This is a genomic window from Pseudoalteromonas sp. PAB 2.2 (assembly GCF_001938575.1).
In the GTDB taxonomy this organism is placed as follows: Bacteria; Pseudomonadota; Gammaproteobacteria; order Enterobacterales; family Alteromonadaceae; genus Pseudoalteromonas; species Pseudoalteromonas lipolytica.
In genome coordinates, this window is the sequence record NZ_LYPI01000008.1 from 553,462 (window position 1) to 572,167 (window position 18,706).

Sequence of the window (18,706 nt, forward strand, 5' to 3'; positions counted from 1 at the left end):
GAATAACATGGAAGCAACAACCCTATCCCCGTTAAACCAATTATTGGCCAATCAACACTTATCGTTTGAGCAATCAAGTGCCTTATTCGATGCAATAATGAATGGCCAATTAAATGATATAGAGCTAACTGCTGCACTTATCGCGTTAAAATTTAAAGGTGAAACGAGCGACGAAATCGCTGGCGCTGCAGCATCTATGCGCGCCAACGCAGTGCCATTTACCACCAGTAAAACACTGTTAGCCGATAGCTGCGGTACCGGTGGCGATGGCTCAAATACGATTAATATAAGTACCACGGCTGCCATTGTTGCCGCAGCCGCGGGTATCAATATGGTAAAACATGGCAACCGTAGCGTATCGAGTAACTCGGGGTCAGCTGATTTACTAAAAGCCTTGGGCATCAATATTGATATGAGCCCAGAGCAAGCTGCCACATGCTTAGAAAACACTGGCTTTGCATTTTTATTTGCCCCGCATTATCACAGCGGTGTGCGTCATGCGATGGGGGTACGTACTGCCCTGAAAAGCCGCACTATTTTTAATATTTTAGGTCCGCTTGCCAACCCAGCCGCCCCCCACGTGCAATTGCTTGGTGTCTACGATGCATCTCTTTGCTTACCGATGGCCGAAACCCTAAAAACCCTCGGCACGCAACGCGCTATGGTAGTGCATGGAGCCGGTACCGACGAAATTGCGCTACACGGCGAAACCAACGTCGTTGAGCTCAATGATGGCAAGCTAACCGAGTACACGCTGACAGCAAACGATTTTGGTCTTGCAAACTATTCACTTGAACAATTAGCAGGTCAAGGCCCAGAATATAATGCGAAAGCCAGTTTAGCGATTTTACAAGGCCAAGGGGAAGACGCTCACAACGCAGCCATTATTGCCAACGTTGCAGCGCTACTTTACCTAACAGGCAAAGCAAGCGACTTAAAAACAGCCGCAAAACACGTAACCGAGTTGTTAGCATCTGGCAGCGCGATGAACACATTGAACGCAATTATTGAGGTAAGTCATGGCTAACGTATTAGACAAAATTGTTGCCGACAAACGTATCGAACTTGAAACCAGAAAAGCACAGCGTCCACTTACATCATTCATTGCGGATGTTGTGCCAACCACCCGTGATTTTGAAGGTGCGCTGGCAGCAAAAGGCACACAATTTATTTTAGAATGTAAAAAAGCATCGCCTTCTAAAGGGCTTATCCGTGAACCGTTTAACTTAGATGAAATTACAGCGGTCTATAAAAAATACGCAACCTGTATAAGCGTATTAACCGACGAGAAATATTTTCAAGGAAGCTATCACTACCTTGAGTATGTGCGCAGTCAGGTTGAGCAACCGATTATTTGTAAAGACTTTTTCATCGATGAGTACCAAGTGTATTTGGCACGGTTATCAGGCGGTGATGCCATTTTATTAATGCTGTCAGTACTCAATGATGATCAATACTTAGCACTGCATAACGTCGCAGATACTTTAAATATGTCGGTGCTGACTGAGGTTAGCAACGAAGAAGAAGTGAGCCGTGCACTTGCACTGAATGCTCGTTTGATTGGCATTAACAACAGAGACCTGCGTGATTTAAGTACGGACTTGGCAACCACTGAACGCTTACGCACCTTAATACCAAACGACAAAGTAGTTATTTCAGAGTCTGGTATATACACACACAACGATGTAAAACGCCTTGCTCCTTTATGTGACGGTTTTTTAATTGGCAGTTCACTCATGGCTGAACGCGATTTAGACGCAGCTTGCCGCAAGGTGATTTTAGGTGAAAATAAAGTGTGCGGTTTAACCCGTTCACAAGATGCTGAGGCTGCTTATCAAAGTGGTGCGGTGTATGGAGGGTTAATTTTTTACCCTAAATCGCCTCGTTATGTTGATATTGACTGCGCAAAACAAGTGACACAAAGTGCCCCGCTTGCCTATGTTGGCGTGTTTGTTAACGCACCACTTGAACAAGTCGTTGACTACGCACAAAGCCTAAAATTAGCCGCCGTCCAATTACATGGTGATGAGAATAGCGAGTATATTCAAAGTCTCAGAAAGCAGTTGCCACTTGGCTGTGAAATTTGGAAAGCGCAAGCGGTAAATGGCACATTACCAAAACCACTTGAAGGGGTTGACCGCCACTTATACGACACATACAGCAAAACCCAAAAAGGTGGCACTGGCGAAGCCTTTGATTGGTCAATATTAGACACAGCCACAGTGCCATTTATGTTAGCGGGCGGCTTAAATCCAGAGAATATTCATGCAGCGCTTTATCGCGGTGCCAAGGGGCTTGACCTAAATTCTGGCGTAGAAGCGTCAGCAGGTAAAAAATGCCCAACAAAATTACACAATGCGTTTTCGCATATCAGAAATTATTGAGGTTAGAATGCAAAATCCAGCTTATTTCGGTGAATTTGGTGGTATGTTCGTACCACAACTGCTTGTACCAGCACTTAAGCAATTAGAAGCAGAGTTTAATAAATCACAAAACGATCCTGCTTTTCAGGCAGAATTTGAAAAATTATTGAATGAGTACGCAGGTCGTCCAACGCCATTAACGTTAACCCGAAACTTAATAAAAAACCCCAAGGTTAAATTGTATTTAAAGCGTGAAGATCTCCTTCACGGTGGTGCACACAAAACCAACCAAGTACTGGGCCAAGCGTTATTAACAAAACGCATGGGTAAAAAAGAAGTGATTGCAGAAACAGGGGCTGGTCAGCACGGTGTTGCAACAGCACTTGCGTGTGCCCTACTTGGTTTAAAATGCCGCGTTTATATGGGTGCAAAAGATGTTGAGCGTCAGCAGCCTAACGTGTTTCGTATGAAGTTAATGGGCGCAGAAGTTATACCTGTTACAGCCGGTTCTGGTACGTTAAAAGACGCAGTAAACGAAGCACTTCGTGATTGGTCTGCAAACTACAAAGATGCCCATTATTTGCTAGGTACAGCAGCAGGTCCGCATCCATTCCCGACCATGGTTCGCGAGTTCCAAAAAATGATCGGCGAAGAGGCAAAACAGCAAGTATTAAAAGCAGAAGGCCGTTTGCCTGATGCCGTATTAGCCTGTGTAGGGGGTGGCTCAAATGCCATTGGTATGTTCACTGATTTTATCGATGAGCCAAGTGTAAAACTCATTGGTGTAGAGCCTGCGGGTAAAGGCTTAGATACCCACCAGCACGGTGCTACTTTATGTAAAGGCACGAAAGGTATTTTACACGGCACCTATACGTACATTATGCAAGATAATGATGGCCAAATTGAAGAGTCTTACTCTGTTTCTGCTGGCCTTGATTACCCTGCGGTGGGTCCTCAACACGCTCATTTACATGAAACAGGCCGAGCTCAGTACGTCGGTATTACCGATACCGAAGCACTTGAAGCATTTCAGCTCCTTGCTAAAAATGAAGGGATCATCCCTGCGCTAGAATCGAGTCATGCACTGGCTTATGCACTGAAATATGCCGAGCAACAAACCGAAGACACAATTTTAGTGGTTAATTTAAGTGGCCGAGGCGATAAAGATTTGGCTCACGTTCACAGTGTTTTATCAGAAGGAGGCGCGCTATGAGCCAAACTAATCGTTACGGACACATGTTCGCCACATTAAACGAGACAAACCAAGGTGCGTTTGTGCCCTTTGTCACCATTGGCGATCCTAATAAAGAGCTCAGTGTTGAAATCATCAAAAGTTTGATAGATGGCGGCGCAGATGCGCTTGAGCTAGGTATCCCGTTTTCAGATCCAATTGCCGATGGCCCAGTTATTCAAGCAGCGAACATTCGCGCACTTGATGAGAACATAAATACCCAAGACTGTTTTGATATTATTAAACAAGTACGTGAATACAATGCCGACATTCCCATCGGTTTATTACTGTATTCAAACCTTGTGTTTAAACGGGGCATCGAAAAGTTCTATCACGATGCAAAAGACGCCGGTGTTGATTCAATTTTAGTGGCTGACGTGCCGCTGCACGAATCAAAGCTGTTTCGTCAAACGGCGATGAAAAATGGCATTGACCCAATTTTTATCGCAACCCCGAATGCCGATGACGACACCTTACGTCAGTGTGCATCTTATGGCCGTGGTTATACCTACTTGCTTTCACGCGCGGGGGTTACGGGCACTGAAACCAAAGCACAAATGCCTGCTGATTCATTGGTTAAAAAGTTAAAAGAGTACCATGCAGCCCCTGCTTTGCTCGGCTTTGGTGTATCAACACCTGACGATGTGAAATCGGCGCTTGAATCGGGTGCTGCTGGTGCAATTTCAGGCTCTGCGGTTGTAAAAATCATCGAAGCAAACCTTGACGACCAAGCAGCAATGCTAAGTGGTTTAAAGGCGTTTGTTGCCAGTATGAAAGCGGCAACGAAGTAATACCATTCCGCTTAATTAAGTGGTCTATTTTGAGGCAATAAAACCGCGTTGATAACAAGGCAAAAATTTAGTTATTTAGTTGTTCTAAATCAGAAATTTTTAACGTAGGTAGCGACTGGTTTAATCACTCAAAATGATTAAGTATTTTTGCGGAATGGTATAACGCGCAACCAATATTAAAAAAGGGCCCTGTGGCCCTTTTTTGCTGCTTATGACTAATGATGACGATGAACGCCTTCTTTTATTTCCTCAATAAACTTACGATTGAACGCCTCTAAGTCAGCAGGACTGCGGCTTGTTACAATCCCTTCGTCGACACACACTTCTTGGTCAACCCAATTGGCACCAGCATTGATTAAGTCGGTTTTAATGCTCGGATAAGAGGTCACTTTCCGATCACGTAATTTGTTAATCTCGGCTAATAACCATGGGCCGTGGCATATCGCCGCAATCGGTTTGTTCTTACCGGCACTGAAGAAGCCATCCACAAATGCTTTTGCATCGCTATCTTGTCGTAACGTATCTGGATTAAATAATCCACCTGGCAGTAATAACGCGTCATACTCCGTTGAATCAGCTTCACTCACAACACGGTCTACAGTGACACGCTCCCCCCATTGATTTTCATTCCAGCCTGTAATATCCCCACGTTCAAGAGATACCACTTCGACTAGCGCCCCAGCTTCTAATAAAGCGCTTCGTGGTGACAGTAGTTCGCTTTGTTCAAAGCCATTGGTGGCTAGAATTGCAATCTTTTTACCATTAAGTTGGCTGTTTAAATCTGACATGTTACCTCCTTATTACTGTGAAACTACACCAGTAAAAGCAGACAACATGCCAAGCTTAATGCATTGATATTATTGAAATTAAATTCAATGAGTTGCGACAAGCTCTGTAAATACTACAGTGCCTTTGCAAATCCTACTTAAAGGATATCCTTTAAGGCTTTAGCAGGCTTAAAAACAGGTTTATTTGCGCCTTCAATTTCAATTTCTTCACCCGTTTGTGGATTGCGGCCTTTACGTGCTGGGTAATAACTTAAAGCAAAGGTACCAAACCCGTTAATTTGTACTTGATCACCTTCTGAGAGTGATTTTTCAATGGCATTTAACATACTATTCAGCGCTGCTTGGGTGTCTTTTTTAGTTAATTCACTGTGGGCTGCCATTTGTGACACTAAGGCGGCTTTATTCATAAACTGCTCCAAAATACGCCGCTTAATCATCTAAGGTTAAGCGGAAAAAGATAAGGTAAAACAACCTAAACACGGGTTTAGGTTAAATTGGCTCGGCAGGCTAAGCGTTAAGGAAAGCTAAGTCAACCTTGTATCTTAGCCAATATATTGATACAACCCATTATCTTTTTAAATGAGAGCATTTTAAAATCTATGCATGCAATTATTGAATATATTCCGCTGATTCTGTTTTTTGCGGTTTTCAAACTCGTTGATATTTACTGGGCAACAGCAGTACTTATGCTAACTACCTTGATACAAGTTGCGTATTGTTATTTTAAGGAAGGTAAAGTACCGACTCGCCACTGGGTCTTTTTTGCTATTGCCGTCGTGCTAGGAACATTAACGTTAGTTTTCCATGATGAGCAATTTGTAAAATGGAAAGCCACAATTGTATACGCAATTTTAAGTTTCACCTTATTATTTAGCCGTTATGTACTTGGTAAAAACCTCGTAAAAAAAGCATTGAGTTCAATTTTAGAAAATGCCTCAGAAAGTAAACAAGAAGTCATTGTTCCCGACTCCTTGTGGAATAAACTAAATTTATTCTGGGTGGCTGTTACAGCGGGTATCTCAGCACTTAATATTTATATTGCTTATAATTTTTCACTCGATTTTTGGGTTAACTTTAAAGTATTTGGTTTAATGGGTATCACCTTTGTTTGCGTACTTGCGACCATTATCCTGCTGTTCAAATACTTACCCGAAGATGACGAAAACACCGATACGAAAGAACTGTAATGTCATAAAACTGTCGTCTTAGCTTGGTAACGTAAACAAAAAACGCGCTGAGACGACATTGAACGCCAATCAATACCGCTGGTTTGAATTTACCCTCATATTTGTTTCGCTTCCGCTTTTAGGCTTCTTGTTACGCGCACACCTTGCGAATTGGCTGATACCCGCCCTAATCATTTTAATGAGTGTCTGCGGGATGTTACTGTTATCAGACCCCCACTTTAAGCGCTTTCGTTTAACCAGTCTTGGTCAATTTAGTGCCGTTAAGCGCAGGCTATTTAGCTTTTTCTTTTTAGGTGCACTCTTTTCAGGTATGTTTTACGGCATCATAAATCAAGAAAATTGGTTTTCATTACCCCGAAACTCATTCAACGACTGGCTGTTATTGTTGCTGCTTTATCCTATTTTATCTGTGATGCCACAAGAGCTGATTTTTAGGACGTATTTTTTTCACCGTTATAAACGCATTATGCCAAGCAAAACAGTGCGGATTTTTGTGAGTGCTTCAGTCTTTGCCCTCGCTCATATTGTCTATGCCAATGTACTTGCGGTACTGCTTGCCTTTATGGGCGGCCTGTTGTTCTCCTATACATATGCGAAAAGCCGCTCCACTTTTGTTTGTGTTATCGAGCACAGCTTATGGGGGCTTTGGATGTTTACCTTGGGACTGGGTGATGTTTTAGATGCAGGGGCTATTTAGCGAATATAAAAAAGCCGCGCAAGGTGCGCGGCTCAATAACGAACGGTTTTTTAAAATCCGAAAATACTAAATGCAAAGAACTTCGTTGCGACAGTATTTACAAATATAAGCAATAAAATAGCCGGAATAAATGTTGATAAAGAGAAGTTCACATACTTTTCTGTAAAGCTGCCTATATAACCTTCACAACCTTGGCTTAACTCTTCAGATAGATTTGCTTTTTTCCAGCGATACATAACGAACAAGCACACCATTAAACCATTCAGCGGCAAAATAGTATCGTAGAACACGTCATAAACAATATCGAATAAGCTTTTATCTGCGCCACCATAATTTACAAACGACGTTAACGACTCCACCATACCAAACGACATAGTGCATAAAACCGTTAAAACACCTGTTGAAAGCGTTAAAATAGCTAACGCTTTTTTACGGCTAATACCTTTACGATCGCTTAGCGTTGCTGTTGGTACTTCAACAATTGAAACTAATGACGTAATTGCGGCAAAAAACACCAATAAGAAAAATACAAAAGCAACGACCGACGCACCAAAGTATCCGATGTCAGCTTGAAGAGCTAATAGAATTTTTGGTAAGTACACAAAAATCATTGATACTGATGAATCTGATAACGTACTTGGATCTGTATTTGGGTTAAAACTAAAAATAGCAGGTAACACCATAAGACCAGCAATAAATGCCACTAATGAATCCGTGACCGCGACCATTTTTGCACTGCCAACAATGTCATCTTTCTTAGAAATATACGACGCATAGGTCATTAAGATACCCATACCTAACGATAAAGAGAAAAACGCTTGAGCCAATGCCCCATTTAATACGCTAGCATCCATTTTACTGAAATCTGGAACGATGTAATATTTAACACCCGCCATAGCATTATCAAGGGTTAATACATAAACAACTAAGGCCGTTAAAAGTACAAAAAGCGCTGGCATCATAAACTTCGCGGCTTTTTCAATACCTTCTTTAACACCACCCACCAGAATTAAATTTACAATAATGGCGACAACAGCCATGTAACCAAACACAGTATAACTGTTTATAAACGTGCCAAAATTATCTGGCTGAGCGAGTGCATCTAAATTACCCAATGCAGTTTGCGATAAATAACCAAAAATCCACACTGTGATTACCATATAAAAAACAGCAATCATAAATGGCGTTAATACTGCTAAAAAGCCTGCAAAGTTCCATTTAGGATCATTACCCGCTAAAAGCTTGTACGAACCAAGGGGATCTTTTTGCGCCTTGCGACCCATTGCCATTTCGGCCATCATTACCGGTAAACAAATAAAAATGACAAACAGTGCATAAACTAAAAGGAAAGCGCCACCGCCATTTTTAGTTGCCGAAACTGGAAAACCCACTAAGTTACCAATTCCTACAGCAGAACCCGCTGCCGCTAAAATAAAACCGAGGCGGGAGCTAAAATGCTCGCGTTTTTCGCTCATTTAAAAACCTTATTATTATTTTTTCAATCCCGCGACTCTACCAGTGTTACACCGCGTATTTCAAGCTTTATAAGTTAAAGCTATATGCCCAGCTGTAAAGATTATTACGCGAATAACTTCTCGTCTATTGACGAGAATATGCTACTATTTTCAAAAATTACTTTGGGAACACACCATGTTGTATATGATTTATTCAACAGATGTTGAAAATAGTTTAGAGGCACGTAAGTCTGCACGTCCTGCTCACTTAGCTCGCCTGCAAGAGTTAGCCGATCAAAACCGATTATTCACTGCGGGCCCATTGCCAGCAACTGACAATGAAGATCCTGGCGAAGCTGGATTTACTGGCTCTTTAGTCGTTGCAGAGTTTGAATCATTAGAAGCGGCTCGCGAATGGGCAGCCAACGATCCTTATATCGCTGCGGGCGTTTATGATAATTCTATGGTTAAGCCGTTTAAAAAAGTATTTGGTTAAGCCCTTTTAGGCCTGAACTTAACTGAAGCAACAATTCAGTGTTTGTTCACTGCTTATTAACTAAAATTTGCTCGTTGAATCACTTAATTTAACGTTTTTACTTGAGTTTTAGTTAATTGGTTAATTAAACTAAAAGGGTCTGGTTTAGGAGTTCCCCATCATGCGCGTATTGTTAGCCTTCAGTTTTAGCCTACTATTTGCACTTTCAAGCTATCAAGCTGCTGCAAATAACAAGCAACCTGCTGAGGTGACTAAAAAGCAAGCTGTTGTTATAGCTAAAAAAGCTGAAGATGGCCGAACCCTCAAGATCACAGAGCAAGAAAAAATATATACCGTGAGAATTTTAAAAACGAACGGCCATGTGGTTGATGTCCACGTGAACAAAAAAACTGGCGAAGTGAAAAAGGATTAAGAATGCGAATTTTAGTAATTGAAGATGATTTACATTTAGCAGACAACCTTCGTAATGCTCTAGAAAAAGAGCGTTATAGTGTAGACCTTTGTCACGACGGTGAAGCTGGTTTATTTCATATTACAGAGTACCCGCTTGATATGGCTGTGGTCGATCTTGGCTTACCAAAAATTGATGGTATTGAGCTAATCAACAAAGCACGTGCTCAGGGTATTACAATCCCTATTTTGATTTTAACAGCACGTGACCGTTGGCAAGATAAAGTAGAAGGCTTAGATGCTGGCGCAGATGACTATTTAACAAAACCATTTCATGTTGAAGAGTTAATTGCCCGTTGTAATGCACTTATCCGCCGCAGTGCAGGTAAAGCAAACCCAGAAATGACAGCCGGCCCGATAAAAATCCATACCCGCTCACAACAAGTCTGGGTTAATGACAGAGAATTAAGCTTAACGGCATACGAATACAAAGTGTTAGAGTACTTGATGGTTAATCCGCAAAAAGTGATCTCAAAATCTGAGTTAACTGAGCATATATACGACCAAGACTTTGACCTTGACTCAAACGTTATCGAAGTTTTTGTTTTACGTTTGCGTAAAAAGCTTGACCCTGAGGGTACATTGAACCCTGTTGAAACATTACGCGGCCGTGGTTACAGGCTTAAAAGTCAGTGGTAGCATCGCAAATTCCGCTTAAAGTAAGGCAAGGATTTATCCTTGTCTTTGTTTTATTGGTCGCTTTACCCATTTTATTTTTCTCAATTGGTAAAGCTTATTATGCCTCCCTAGTCGAAGCGACCGAAAAAACCCTTGAAGCTCACCTTTACTCATTGATCTCTGAAGTTGATTTCACCGAGCGTGGTATTGTGATGCCAAGCACAATTTTAACGCCAGAATTAAACCGATTAAATTCAGATACCTATGCAATGATTTACCGAGGTGATTTACCCGTCTGGTATTCTGAGTCAGCCACAAATATTAATTTTATTCCCGATAACTTTGAAGCGCCTGCAGGCTCCGCTGATTTTCGCCGTGTAGAGTACAATAATGTTGTGTACTGGCAATTAACGCTCACCGTTATATTAGAAAACATCGATCAATCAGAGCATGCTCGCTTCATTTTGCTCAAACGCAACGACGCTCTATTGCGTTTAATGGATGGTTTTAAACAAACACTCGTCAATTGGATGTATGTAATGGGGGTAGCCATTGCGGCATTGATGGCAATCGGCTTTGTTTGGAGTGCGCGACCTTTACAACGGTTAGATAAAGAAATTAAAGCGATTGAATCGGGTGATAATCAACAAATAAAAGGGCTTTACCCTGTTGAGCTACAAACAATCAAAGCTGATTTAAACCTTTTGCTTGAATCACAGCAGCGACAAAAAGAACGTTATCGTGCTTCACTCAGCGACTTGGCGCATGCCCTAAAAACACCGCTGGCTGTATTAAAGTCGAGCCCTTTAGCCAATGACGCAGATGCACAAGAACAGCTAGACCGCATAAATGTGATGATCGAACATCAATTAAAACGCGCTGCAACGGGAGCATCTGACACGTGGAAAAAGCAAACCCACATCAAACCTGTTATTGATTCTATCCTAAGTGCAATGACTAAAGTGTATCGTGATAAAGATATTATTTTTACTTCAGAGGTGAGCGAAAAAGATTACTTCTTAGGGGATAAAACTGATTTAATGGAGCTACTTGGGAATTTAATTGATAATGCATGTAAAGCCTGCCGTTCTCAGGTCGATATAAAGGTTATACAAAATAAAACGTTAACGGTGAGTATCTGTGATGACGGCCCGGGTGTCCCACACGATAAGCGTGAATCGTTATTAACACGTGGCACACGTCTAGACACTTACGAGAGCGGTCATGGGGTGGGTATGGCCATCGTTTCCGATTTAGTAAACTCCTACAATGGCACACTAACAATCAGCGATGCTGAAAAACTAGGTGGTGCAGAATTTATCTTAGAGTTTAATTATCATGATAAAAAATAGACCTTCTTTAATCAGTTCATCAGCCCTAATAAGCTTACTCGCCCTCAGCTCGCATGCAATCGCAGATCAAAACTGTGTGCTTAAAGGCAATCATCCTGATGAAACTAGGCATTATATTCAATGCTTAGATCAAACCATTGAAGATTTACAACGTGACCATAAAATGTGGGTCAACAAACTTACAATGGATATCGAAAAAATTAAAGAAGAGACAGGTAATAGTCAACTTTTGCCTATTTTTCAGCGTAGTTTAAAAAACCAAGAACGTTATTTAGAAGACAGCTGTCGTTGGCGCTACTTACAAAAAATGCCAAATGCAACAACAGCGGCAATTACCTATAAACACTGTGAGATTGAGATTTTAGAAAATCATATTAAAGTTTTACAACGACCATTAAATTAAAAAAGGCGCTTAAGCGCCTTTATTAATCTTCTAGTTTTAACTCTTCACCATTACCAAGCAAAGTAGCAAGCCAGCGCCCTTCTTGACTTGTCTCTAGCGCAATTTTAACGATCATCGTAAGCGGTACCGACAACAACATACCTACAGTACCCATGAGCCATCCCCAAAATATTAATGATAAAAAAACCACCAGCGTTGATAAACCAAGGCCTTTACCCATAAATTTTGGTTCAACAATATTTCCCATTACAGTGTTAATAACGAGATAACCACCGGCAATAAAACTGGCCACCAGCGGGCCTTGGGTTATCAGCGCCAATAATACTGCAGGTATCGCGGCAATAATCGACCCTATATTAGGAATGTAGTTAAACATGAAAGCAACAACACCCCACAGCACAAAATAATCAACATTAAGCGCCCAAAGCATAAAACCAGCCAGCAGACCCGTGCCTAGGCTCACCATCGTTTTTATGGCTAAATAGGAGTTAATAGAGTCTAAGAAACGGTCAATTTGCTTCATTTTCATTTCGGGGTCATCTAATGCCAAATGTATCTTTTTGCCCAACATAGGGCCTTCAAACAGCATGAATACTACGGTTAGGATAATCAAAAATAGATTTGCCATTACACCACCCAGCCCCGTTAGCATGTTAGTAGCAACATCGATTATTTTACCTGGATCAAACAATGATATTATTTGTTCTTTGTCTATCAAAATGTTGTAACGCGCGGCAACATTGACTACCCACACAAATTCTTCTTTTAATTGCGCTTTATATTCTGGGAGATTTTTCGAGAAATCTGTCATCGATTGCCCAACCAACCCGGCAAGACTGATCCCCACACCAACAATTATCATCATTACAAATATCACTGCTATCGCTTTGGGGATGCCGTACCGGGCAAAAAAACGAATTAAGGGATTACATATAATGGCAATAAATGCCGCCAAGACAAATGGAATAACAATCACACTTGCAGCTTTAATTCCTGCTAGAACAATAACTAATGCAGCAAATATCACTAAACTCTTATTAACACCCGTCAAACTCGACAAAATAAAATCCTTGTAAACTATTTCCCCCAGTGTAAGTGAAATGAGCAACAAAATAAATCACAACGCACTTGGCATAATAAGTGCTTAGCATATGTACGAAATTTGTACAAATTATAATATTGAGTTACCATGCGTTGAAGGCGCTTAAAAGGAGTTATAAATGTCACATTTATCAGAACAAGAGCTCTCTTTTTTCAACAGCCTATTTGAGGCAGAACACGGTGTAAAAGATTTAACAACCGACACTAAAATATCTGTTAACTTTAATTTACCCGACAAGCTGAATGGTCTGTTAAACAATGCCAAGCTAACCTTACTTGCTGAAGTGGGTATTTATCAATTGTGGTTTCCACTTGAGTTTATTGTTGACGACAAAGGGCAAGTTACCCCCACGTTAAGTGCCCCCGAAGTGATCGATACAAAAGGAATTGAACGCAGCTGGCGTACCCCCAACCTAGAATTGCAAACAGAACAATACCTGATTATTTCACTGTCTAGCACGGGCGTATTGTTGCAACCCAAAAATGCTGAGGAAACGCTCGATAAAGAAATTTTACTCGCTTTTAATCTGCCGAATAATGAGCATGTCGTCATTAGTGCAAAACCTGTGCGTGTCACAAGTAATGGCGTTGCAGCTAAAATAGAAAAAATTTGCGAAGGTGAAGACGCTATGCGTCAATACTTGTTTGATATTCATAAGCATCATCATGCAAAACTGTATGAAGAGGAAAATATTTCCACTGACCTTATCTAGTTGCAGGCTATGCTGAGCTTCGTTAAGCTTGGCTTTTTTGCACCTAAATCCAAAAAGGTATTTTATGAATTATCCTATCGGAACCCCTGGTAAGCCATGGAACGACGCAGATAAAAAAGCATGGCTTGAGTTACAATCTGTCAAGCGAAGCTACCAAGATGATGTTGTTTCACAATTAGACGCTTTATCAGCTCACTTCGATATTGAGCAGTATGGTGCACTAAGTTATGACACCGAAAACTACCCTCTTTACATTCTAAAAAGTAAGCATTGGCAAGCAGATAAACCGTGTGTGCTGATAACCGGAGGTGTTCATGGCTATGAGACAAGTGGCGTTCATGGTGCACTAGCCTTTGCTAAAACAAAAGCAGCTGATTACCTTGAACATTTTAATATTTTGGTTGCACCGTGTATTAGCCCATGGGGTTATGAAACAATCAACCGCTGGAATCCGAACGCAACAGATCCTAATCGTTCATTTTATAAAAATAGCCCCGCAGAAGAATCAGCAGCTATTATGTCTTTTTTAGCAGAGCATGATATCGCGCCGTTAGTGCATGTTGATTTGCATGAAACAACCGATACCGATAACAGTGAGTTTCGTCCAGCGCTGGCAGCCCGAGATGCAAAAACCCACGATAATTGGAACATTCCTGATGGTTTTTACCTTGTTGCAGACAGTGAACGACCACAGGATGCCTTTCAAACAGCAATCATTAAAGCCGTTGAAAAGGTAACACATATTGCTCCAAGCGATGAAAACAACCAGCTCATTGGTGTTGTACAAACTCAATTTGGCGTCATAAATTACGAGGCGAAAAAACTGGGTTTATGCATGGGTTTAACCAATGCAAAATATGTTACTACCACAGAGGTATACCCTGACAGCCCACACGCTAACGATACAATTTGCATCAATGCTCAAGTCGCTTCTATTACCGGAGCACTTGATTACGTTGTTAATAATTAGTTGGTTATAAATCAATTATGTTGCATATAAATTATACACATATGGACGTAATACAGGTAAATTATTAATTAAAATAAACAATAGCGAAAAAGTTATGCTTTTTCGCTATTGTTCAAAAAATCGCTAGACACGCACTGCAGATTGTATAAAATTCGCGCTCTTTTAATTAGATAGGGAAGCAAATTGAATTTTAAGAATCACTATGGCAGTGTCGCTATAATCACTGATGGCCCCATTATTATTGGGCAATTTTCTGGTAATATTAATGCACGTTTGGTCAACGACTTCGCGGCTGGATTAAAAAAACATATTTGCGATTTAGCTGGAAAACCGTGGGCATACATTAGTCATTCAACAAATTTATATGCAACTACCCCAGATGCTGAGCACGGTTTTGTCAGCTTATTAAAAGAGTTGAAAGATACCAATTGTAAAGCCACCGCGTTTATATTTAGCTCATCCATTGTGCTAAACCAAATGAAGCGTGTAATTGCGCAAGCACAATCACCGATTCAAATTCTAGACTGTTTATATGATGATTTAGACAGTGCAAAGGCCTATGTTCTAAAACAACTAGAGTTAGCAGAAATGGCTTGTTAAAAACAAGCCATTTAATACCAATGTGCAAAAATACTTAATCTTTTTGAGTGATTAAACCAGTCGCTACCTGCGTTAAAAATGTCTGGTTTCAAACAACTAAATAACTAAATTTTTGCCTTGTTATCAACGCGGTTTTATTGCCTCAAAATAGACCACTTAATTAAGCACAATGGTATTGGTAGCCACTGTTTAATCTCTGTAGAATTTACTTTCTTTCGTTATGCCAATACTCGCATCTTCCAGTGCTTGTATATGAAAACGAATTGATGTCACTTTTGATTTTAACCCATAGCCATCTGCAACAACGGTCACTGGCACTCGCTTCATTTTACCGGCTTCAATTAAAATTGACTCTGGTACTTGCAACACTGCCCCATCAATTCCTGAAATGCCAATCGTATAATTTAACGGCTGCTGTGTTTTATTGATAATCGACAACGTGTAAGGATTCTCAACTAGCCCTTCAAAGTTAACCCGATATAAAGCGTTTCTATCCCTTATCACTGATGCTTCGATTGGCGTACGCATTGCTGTCCATACAACCATAGCTAAAATAAACAAAGCTGTTAGACCACCATAACCAAGTAGCTTCAACCTAAATGGATTTGTCGTTTCACCATCCATTTGCTTTTCAGAAGCATATTTTATTAACCCTTTTGGATAGTTAAATTTTTCCATAGTACTATCACAAGCATCAATACATAACCCACAGTTGATGCACTCGTATTGCAAGCCATTACGAATATCGATGCCAGCAGGGCAAACTTCAACACATAAATTACAGTCAACACAGTCACCTAGCCCAAGTGCTTTAGGGTCGGCTTTACGTTTACGTGCACCACGTGTTTCTCCCCTTTGTTGGTCATAAGTTACCACTAACGTGTCTTTATCAAACATCACTGATTGAAAACGAGAGTAAGGACAGGCGACAGTACACATTTTTTCACGTAAAAAACCCGCATTGCCATACGTACAAAATGCAAATAAAAACACCCAGAAGCTTACAATACCTGACATTTCAAGCGTAAATAAACTCATGTATAACGACTTTGCAGGAATAAAGTACGCCATAAAAGACATCGATGTGATTAATGAAATAAGTAACCACGCAGCATGTTTAATCACTTTTTTTTGTACTTTTGTTGCCGACCAAGGTGCCTTATCCATTTTTATACGTTGGTTTCTCGATCCTTCTATTTTTTGCTCAACCCATGTAAACATTAACATCCAGATTGTTTGCGGACAGGTGTAGCCACACCATACTCGCCCTAACCAATTCGTAACGAAAAACAAGGCAAATGCACCAGTCATAAATAACATAGCTAAAATCATAAAGTCTTGGGGTAATAGCGTTAGGCCAAACAAGCTAAACTTTTGACTCGCAACGTCTAATAGCACTGCTTGGTGACCTTTATAAGGTATCCATGGAATCGCTATAAATATAAGCATTAAAACCCATCCAAGGTATCGACGAATACGTTGAAAACGGCCTTTTTGCTCACGAATATAAATGGGACCCTCTTGATTATAGGGCTTGATGATTAGGTCTTGCTCTTTGATTTCTAATTTCATTTTGCTACTTACTGTTAGTCTCGGTTCTAACAAGTAAGAGCAACAATCAGGCCAACAACAAAACACACATAACACATTGAAAAATAACGATATTAAATATATAGGACGCCTTAATTTCGTGAAATACCGCGAGCTTGCGTGATATTTCGCGCCTTAGTATTTAATACCTAGCTTTTTCATTTTTGAGCGCAGAGTACTTTCTGGCAACTCAAGTAATGTCGCAGCACCATCCTCACCAGAAATTTTGCCATGACACTGCTTGAGTACAGTACAAATATGCTGTTTTTGCGCGGCATCGAGTGAAAGTACCACACCAGAAGCAGGGTCTTTATCACTCAACGCAGATGATAATTGCAGAACATTTTGTTTTGATAGAATTGCTTCACGCTCAAGTATGTTTTGTAATTCACGAATGTTGCCAGGCCACTCGTAGTTAGCAAGCTGTGCCAAGGTTGTTTTTGTAAGACCTTTAAAGTGTTTGCCAAGACGCTTATTAAGCTGGTTAATAATATTAGCAGCAAGCAAGGGGATATCTTCTTTTCGCTCACGCAATGCTGGTACGCGAATAGGAAATACATTTAATCGGTAATAGAGATCCATACGGAAACTTCCCTGCTCTACCATCTGCCATAAGTTTCGATTTGTGGCTGCAATAACACGAATATTCACAGTTAAAGTGTGTGTTCCCCCTACGCGCTCAAACTCATGTTCTTGTAATACTCTCAAAAGTTTACTCTGTAATTCAAGCGGTAGCTCTGCTATTTCATCTAAAAAAAGCGTTCCGTTATCAGCTAACTCAAAGCGACCTTTCCTGCGTTCATTCGCGCCTGTAAACGCCCCTTTTTCATGACCAAATAATTCAGATTCGATCAAATTTGCTGAGAATGCTGCACAATTTACTTTGATAAAAGGTTGCTCAGCTCTCGTACTCAAACGATGTAAGTTACGTGCGACAAGTTCTTTACCTGTGCCATTCTCCCCCAAAATAAGCACTGTGCTGTTTGTTTGGCTGACAAGGGTAATTTGTTCAAGCATCGTTTGAAATGAGTGACTTTTTCCAACAAGACCCGAATCTTGCCAATCTTCATTTAACTCAGAAATAAGATAAGCATTCTCTTCTTGTAATTGTTCAGATAAGTGCTGTACTTGCGCCAATGCATCACGCAAAGCGAGTTCGGTTTGCTGTTGTTTTGAAACGTCGCGAAAAATCGCGACAGCCCCTATCAGCTCACCATTCTTATAGACAGGTGTTGAGGTGTATTCTACTGCAAAATGGCTTCCATCTTTGCGCCAAAACACCTCATCGGTTACATGCCGGTGCTTGCCATCAAACATGGTGCAATATATCTGACATTCGTCGGCAGGATAAGGCGAGCCATCTTTTCTAGTATGATGATGATATTGGTGAATTTTTTTACCTAATAACTCATCGGCATGCCACCCCGTCATGCGCTCTGCGGCAGGGTTAACAAACACCGCATTGCCCGATAAGTCAAAGCCATAAATCCCTTCACCTACCGCATTGAGTAATAATGTTGGGTCGTTTAAAAATTCCTTAATCATACATAGGTTCCACTCGCGAAATATCACGAGCATTATGACAAGCTTTTGATTAGCAAACAAGTAAAGTAATAAAGGACTGTTATACCAATTGGCTTAATTAAGTGGTCTATGTTTAGGCAATAAAACCGCGTCAATAATAAGGTAAAAATGTCGCTATTTAGTTGTTTTCGGCAATTGCTCCTGCATTGCTCTACCTCCTGCATCCATGCAGTCGTAAATCAGACATTTTTGTCGCAGGTGGCACAGGTTTTATCACTCAAAATGATTATCTATTTTTACGGATTGGTGATAGTCAGTTGGCGACTAAGTTTGACGTTTACAAAATTACACTGACGTTTTTAGAAAAACGACTTAACT

Annotated in this window: 20 protein-coding genes; 14 read left to right on the forward strand and 6 right to left on the reverse strand. The window is 40.7% G+C overall.

Annotated elements, in window-relative coordinates; all coding sequences use genetic code 11:
* Positions 1–7: 7 nt before the first annotated feature.
* The 4 genes from trpD to trpA are packed head-to-tail and all read left to right on the forward strand — an operon-like array spanning position 8 to position 4,385.
* The gene (gene trpD, locus BWD47_RS06510; protein WP_074988339.1) at positions 8–1,027 is read left to right on the forward strand and encodes an anthranilate phosphoribosyltransferase; all 1,020 of its coding nucleotides are present in this window, start codon (positions 8–10) and stop codon (positions 1,025–1,027) included.
* Positions 1,020–2,384: a bifunctional indole-3-glycerol-phosphate synthase TrpC/phosphoribosylanthranilate isomerase TrpF gene (gene trpCF / locus BWD47_RS06515; RefSeq protein ID WP_075593668.1), complete on the forward strand. Its 1,365-nt coding sequence runs from the start codon at positions 1,020–1,022 to the stop codon at positions 2,382–2,384. The genes trpD and trpCF overlap by 8 nt, the downstream gene beginning before the upstream one ends.
* 7 nt (positions 2,385–2,391) lie before the next feature.
* A complete protein-coding gene (gene trpB / locus BWD47_RS06520; protein WP_036969276.1) occupies positions 2,392–3,576 on the forward strand; it encodes a tryptophan synthase subunit beta in 1,185 nt (394 codons plus the stop codon).
* Positions 3,573–4,385 (forward strand): tryptophan synthase subunit alpha, encoded by an 813-nt coding sequence (trpA, locus tag BWD47_RS06525; protein WP_036968988.1) that lies wholly within the window; start codon positions 3,573–3,575, stop codon positions 4,383–4,385. Before trpB ends, trpA begins: the two co-directional genes overlap by 4 nt.
* A 215-nt stretch (positions 4,386–4,600) precedes the next feature.
* Here trpA and BWD47_RS06530 read toward each other — a convergent pair whose 3' ends face one another.
* Together BWD47_RS06530 and BWD47_RS06535 are read right to left on the reverse strand one after the other, a co-directional pair.
* Positions 4,601–5,173 (reverse strand): type 1 glutamine amidotransferase domain-containing protein, encoded by a 573-nt coding sequence (locus tag BWD47_RS06530; protein WP_036968990.1) that lies wholly within the window; start codon positions 5,171–5,173, stop codon positions 4,601–4,603.
* A gap of 137 nt (positions 5,174–5,310) precedes the next feature.
* Positions 5,311–5,580: an HU family DNA-binding protein gene (locus tag BWD47_RS06535; protein WP_065979805.1), complete on the reverse strand. Its 270-nt coding sequence runs from the start codon at positions 5,578–5,580 to the stop codon at positions 5,311–5,313.
* A gap of 192 nt (positions 5,581–5,772) precedes the next feature.
* On the opposite strand from BWD47_RS06535, the gene BWD47_RS06540 reads away from it, so the two are divergent.
* Together BWD47_RS06540 and BWD47_RS06545 are read left to right on the forward strand one after the other, a co-directional pair.
* A complete protein-coding gene (locus BWD47_RS06540; RefSeq protein ID WP_036969278.1) occupies positions 5,773–6,360 on the forward strand; it encodes an inner membrane-spanning protein YciB in 588 nt (195 codons plus the stop codon).
* A 58-nt stretch (positions 6,361–6,418) separates the two neighbouring features.
* Positions 6,419–7,057 carry a CPBP family intramembrane glutamic endopeptidase gene (locus BWD47_RS06545; RefSeq protein WP_036968994.1) on the forward strand — a complete coding sequence of 213 codons (639 nt, stop codon included), beginning with the start codon at positions 6,419–6,421 and terminating at the stop codon, positions 7,055–7,057.
* Between the two features lie 50 nt (positions 7,058–7,107).
* On the opposite strand, the gene BWD47_RS06550 is transcribed toward BWD47_RS06545, so the two are convergent.
* Positions 7,108–8,532: a sodium-dependent transporter gene (locus BWD47_RS06550; protein WP_036968996.1), complete on the reverse strand. Its 1,425-nt coding sequence runs from the start codon at positions 8,530–8,532 to the stop codon at positions 7,108–7,110.
* A 175-nt stretch (positions 8,533–8,707) separates the two neighbouring features.
* On the opposite strand from BWD47_RS06550, the gene BWD47_RS06555 reads away from it, so the two are divergent.
* From BWD47_RS06555 to BWD47_RS06575, 5 genes are all read left to right on the forward strand, one after another.
* A complete protein-coding gene (locus BWD47_RS06555; protein WP_075593669.1) occupies positions 8,708–9,007 on the forward strand; it encodes a YciI family protein in 300 nt (99 codons plus the stop codon).
* 160 nt (positions 9,008–9,167) lie between these two features.
* Positions 9,168–9,419, forward strand: a complete 252-nt coding sequence (locus BWD47_RS06560) for a PepSY domain-containing protein (RefSeq protein WP_036969000.1) — start codon at positions 9,168–9,170, stop codon at positions 9,417–9,419.
* Between the two features lie 2 nt (positions 9,420–9,421).
* Positions 9,422–10,096, forward strand: a complete 675-nt coding sequence (locus tag BWD47_RS06565; RefSeq protein WP_036969002.1) for a response regulator transcription factor — start codon at positions 9,422–9,424, stop codon at positions 10,094–10,096.
* On the forward strand, positions 10,090–11,427 hold the full coding sequence (locus tag BWD47_RS06570; RefSeq protein ID WP_036969003.1) for an ATP-binding protein: 1,338 nt from the start codon (positions 10,090–10,092) through the stop codon (positions 11,425–11,427). The genes BWD47_RS06565 and BWD47_RS06570 overlap by 7 nt, the downstream gene beginning before the upstream one ends.
* Positions 11,414–11,830 (forward strand): hypothetical protein, encoded by a 417-nt coding sequence (locus BWD47_RS06575; RefSeq protein WP_075593670.1) that lies wholly within the window; start codon positions 11,414–11,416, stop codon positions 11,828–11,830. Before BWD47_RS06570 ends, BWD47_RS06575 begins: the two co-directional genes overlap by 14 nt.
* 22 nt (positions 11,831–11,852) lie before the next feature.
* Here BWD47_RS06575 and BWD47_RS06580 read toward each other — a convergent pair whose 3' ends face one another.
* The gene (locus BWD47_RS06580) at positions 11,853–12,890 is read right to left on the reverse strand and encodes an AI-2E family transporter (RefSeq protein WP_036969008.1); all 1,038 of its coding nucleotides are present in this window, start codon (positions 12,888–12,890) and stop codon (positions 11,853–11,855) included.
* A gap of 160 nt (positions 12,891–13,050) precedes the next feature.
* Between BWD47_RS06580 and BWD47_RS06585 the strand changes: the two genes are divergently transcribed.
* The 3 genes from BWD47_RS06585 (at position 13,051) to BWD47_RS06595 (ending at position 15,214) form a co-directional block, all read left to right on the forward strand.
* Complete coding sequence (locus tag BWD47_RS06585) at positions 13,051–13,644, forward strand: hypothetical protein (protein WP_065979804.1); 594 nt, start codon at positions 13,051–13,053, stop codon at positions 13,642–13,644.
* Positions 13,645–13,708: 64 nt separating this feature from the next.
* Positions 13,709–14,614 (forward strand): M14 family metallocarboxypeptidase, encoded by a 906-nt coding sequence (locus BWD47_RS06590; protein WP_065979803.1) that lies wholly within the window; start codon positions 13,709–13,711, stop codon positions 14,612–14,614.
* A gap of 183 nt (positions 14,615–14,797) precedes the next feature.
* Complete coding sequence (locus BWD47_RS06595) at positions 14,798–15,214, forward strand: hypothetical protein (RefSeq protein WP_036969014.1); 417 nt, start codon at positions 14,798–14,800, stop codon at positions 15,212–15,214.
* Positions 15,215–15,403: 189 nt separating this feature from the next.
* Here BWD47_RS06595 and ccoG read toward each other — a convergent pair whose 3' ends face one another.
* Together ccoG and BWD47_RS06605 are read right to left on the reverse strand one after the other, a co-directional pair.
* Positions 15,404–16,786, reverse strand: a complete 1,383-nt coding sequence (ccoG, locus tag BWD47_RS06600; RefSeq protein ID WP_036969016.1) for a cytochrome c oxidase accessory protein CcoG — start codon at positions 16,784–16,786, stop codon at positions 15,404–15,406.
* 153 nt (positions 16,787–16,939) lie between these two features.
* Positions 16,940–18,349: a sigma-54-dependent Fis family transcriptional regulator gene (locus tag BWD47_RS06605; protein WP_036969017.1), complete on the reverse strand. Its 1,410-nt coding sequence runs from the start codon at positions 18,347–18,349 to the stop codon at positions 16,940–16,942.
* Positions 18,350–18,706: the final 357 nt, after the last annotated feature.

Coding starts and splice junctions, on each gene's coding strand:
- trpD (WP_074988339.1), top strand. CDS start 8: ATGGAAGCAACAACCCTATCCCCGTTAAACCAATTATTGGCCAATCAA.
- trpCF (WP_075593668.1), top strand. CDS start 1,020: ATGGCTAACGTATTAGACAAAATTGTTGCCGACAAACGTATCGAACTT.
- trpB (WP_036969276.1), top strand. CDS start 2,392: ATGCAAAATCCAGCTTATTTCGGTGAATTTGGTGGTATGTTCGTACCA.
- trpA (WP_036968988.1), top strand. CDS start 3,573: ATGAGCCAAACTAATCGTTACGGACACATGTTCGCCACATTAAACGAG.
- BWD47_RS06530 (WP_036968990.1), bottom strand. CDS start 5,173: ATGTCAGATTTAAACAGCCAACTTAATGGTAAAAAGATTGCAATTCTA.
- BWD47_RS06535 (WP_065979805.1), bottom strand. CDS start 5,580: ATGAATAAAGCCGCCTTAGTGTCACAAATGGCAGCCCACAGTGAATTA.
- BWD47_RS06540 (WP_036969278.1), top strand. CDS start 5,773: ATGCATGCAATTATTGAATATATTCCGCTGATTCTGTTTTTTGCGGTT.
- BWD47_RS06550 (WP_036968996.1), bottom strand. CDS start 8,532: ATGAGCGAAAAACGCGAGCATTTTAGCTCCCGCCTCGGTTTTATTTTA.
- BWD47_RS06555 (WP_075593669.1), top strand. CDS start 8,708: ATGTTGTATATGATTTATTCAACAGATGTTGAAAATAGTTTAGAGGCA.
- BWD47_RS06560 (WP_036969000.1), top strand. CDS start 9,168: ATGCGCGTATTGTTAGCCTTCAGTTTTAGCCTACTATTTGCACTTTCA.
- BWD47_RS06565 (WP_036969002.1), top strand. CDS start 9,422: ATGCGAATTTTAGTAATTGAAGATGATTTACATTTAGCAGACAACCTT.
- BWD47_RS06575 (WP_075593670.1), top strand. CDS start 11,414: ATGATAAAAAATAGACCTTCTTTAATCAGTTCATCAGCCCTAATAAGC.
- BWD47_RS06585 (WP_065979804.1), top strand. CDS start 13,051: ATGTCACATTTATCAGAACAAGAGCTCTCTTTTTTCAACAGCCTATTT.
- BWD47_RS06590 (WP_065979803.1), top strand. CDS start 13,709: ATGAATTATCCTATCGGAACCCCTGGTAAGCCATGGAACGACGCAGAT.
- ccoG (WP_036969016.1), bottom strand. CDS start 16,786: ATGAAATTAGAAATCAAAGAGCAAGACCTAATCATCAAGCCCTATAAT.
- BWD47_RS06605 (WP_036969017.1), bottom strand. CDS start 18,349: ATGATTAAGGAATTTTTAAACGACCCAACATTATTACTCAATGCGGTA.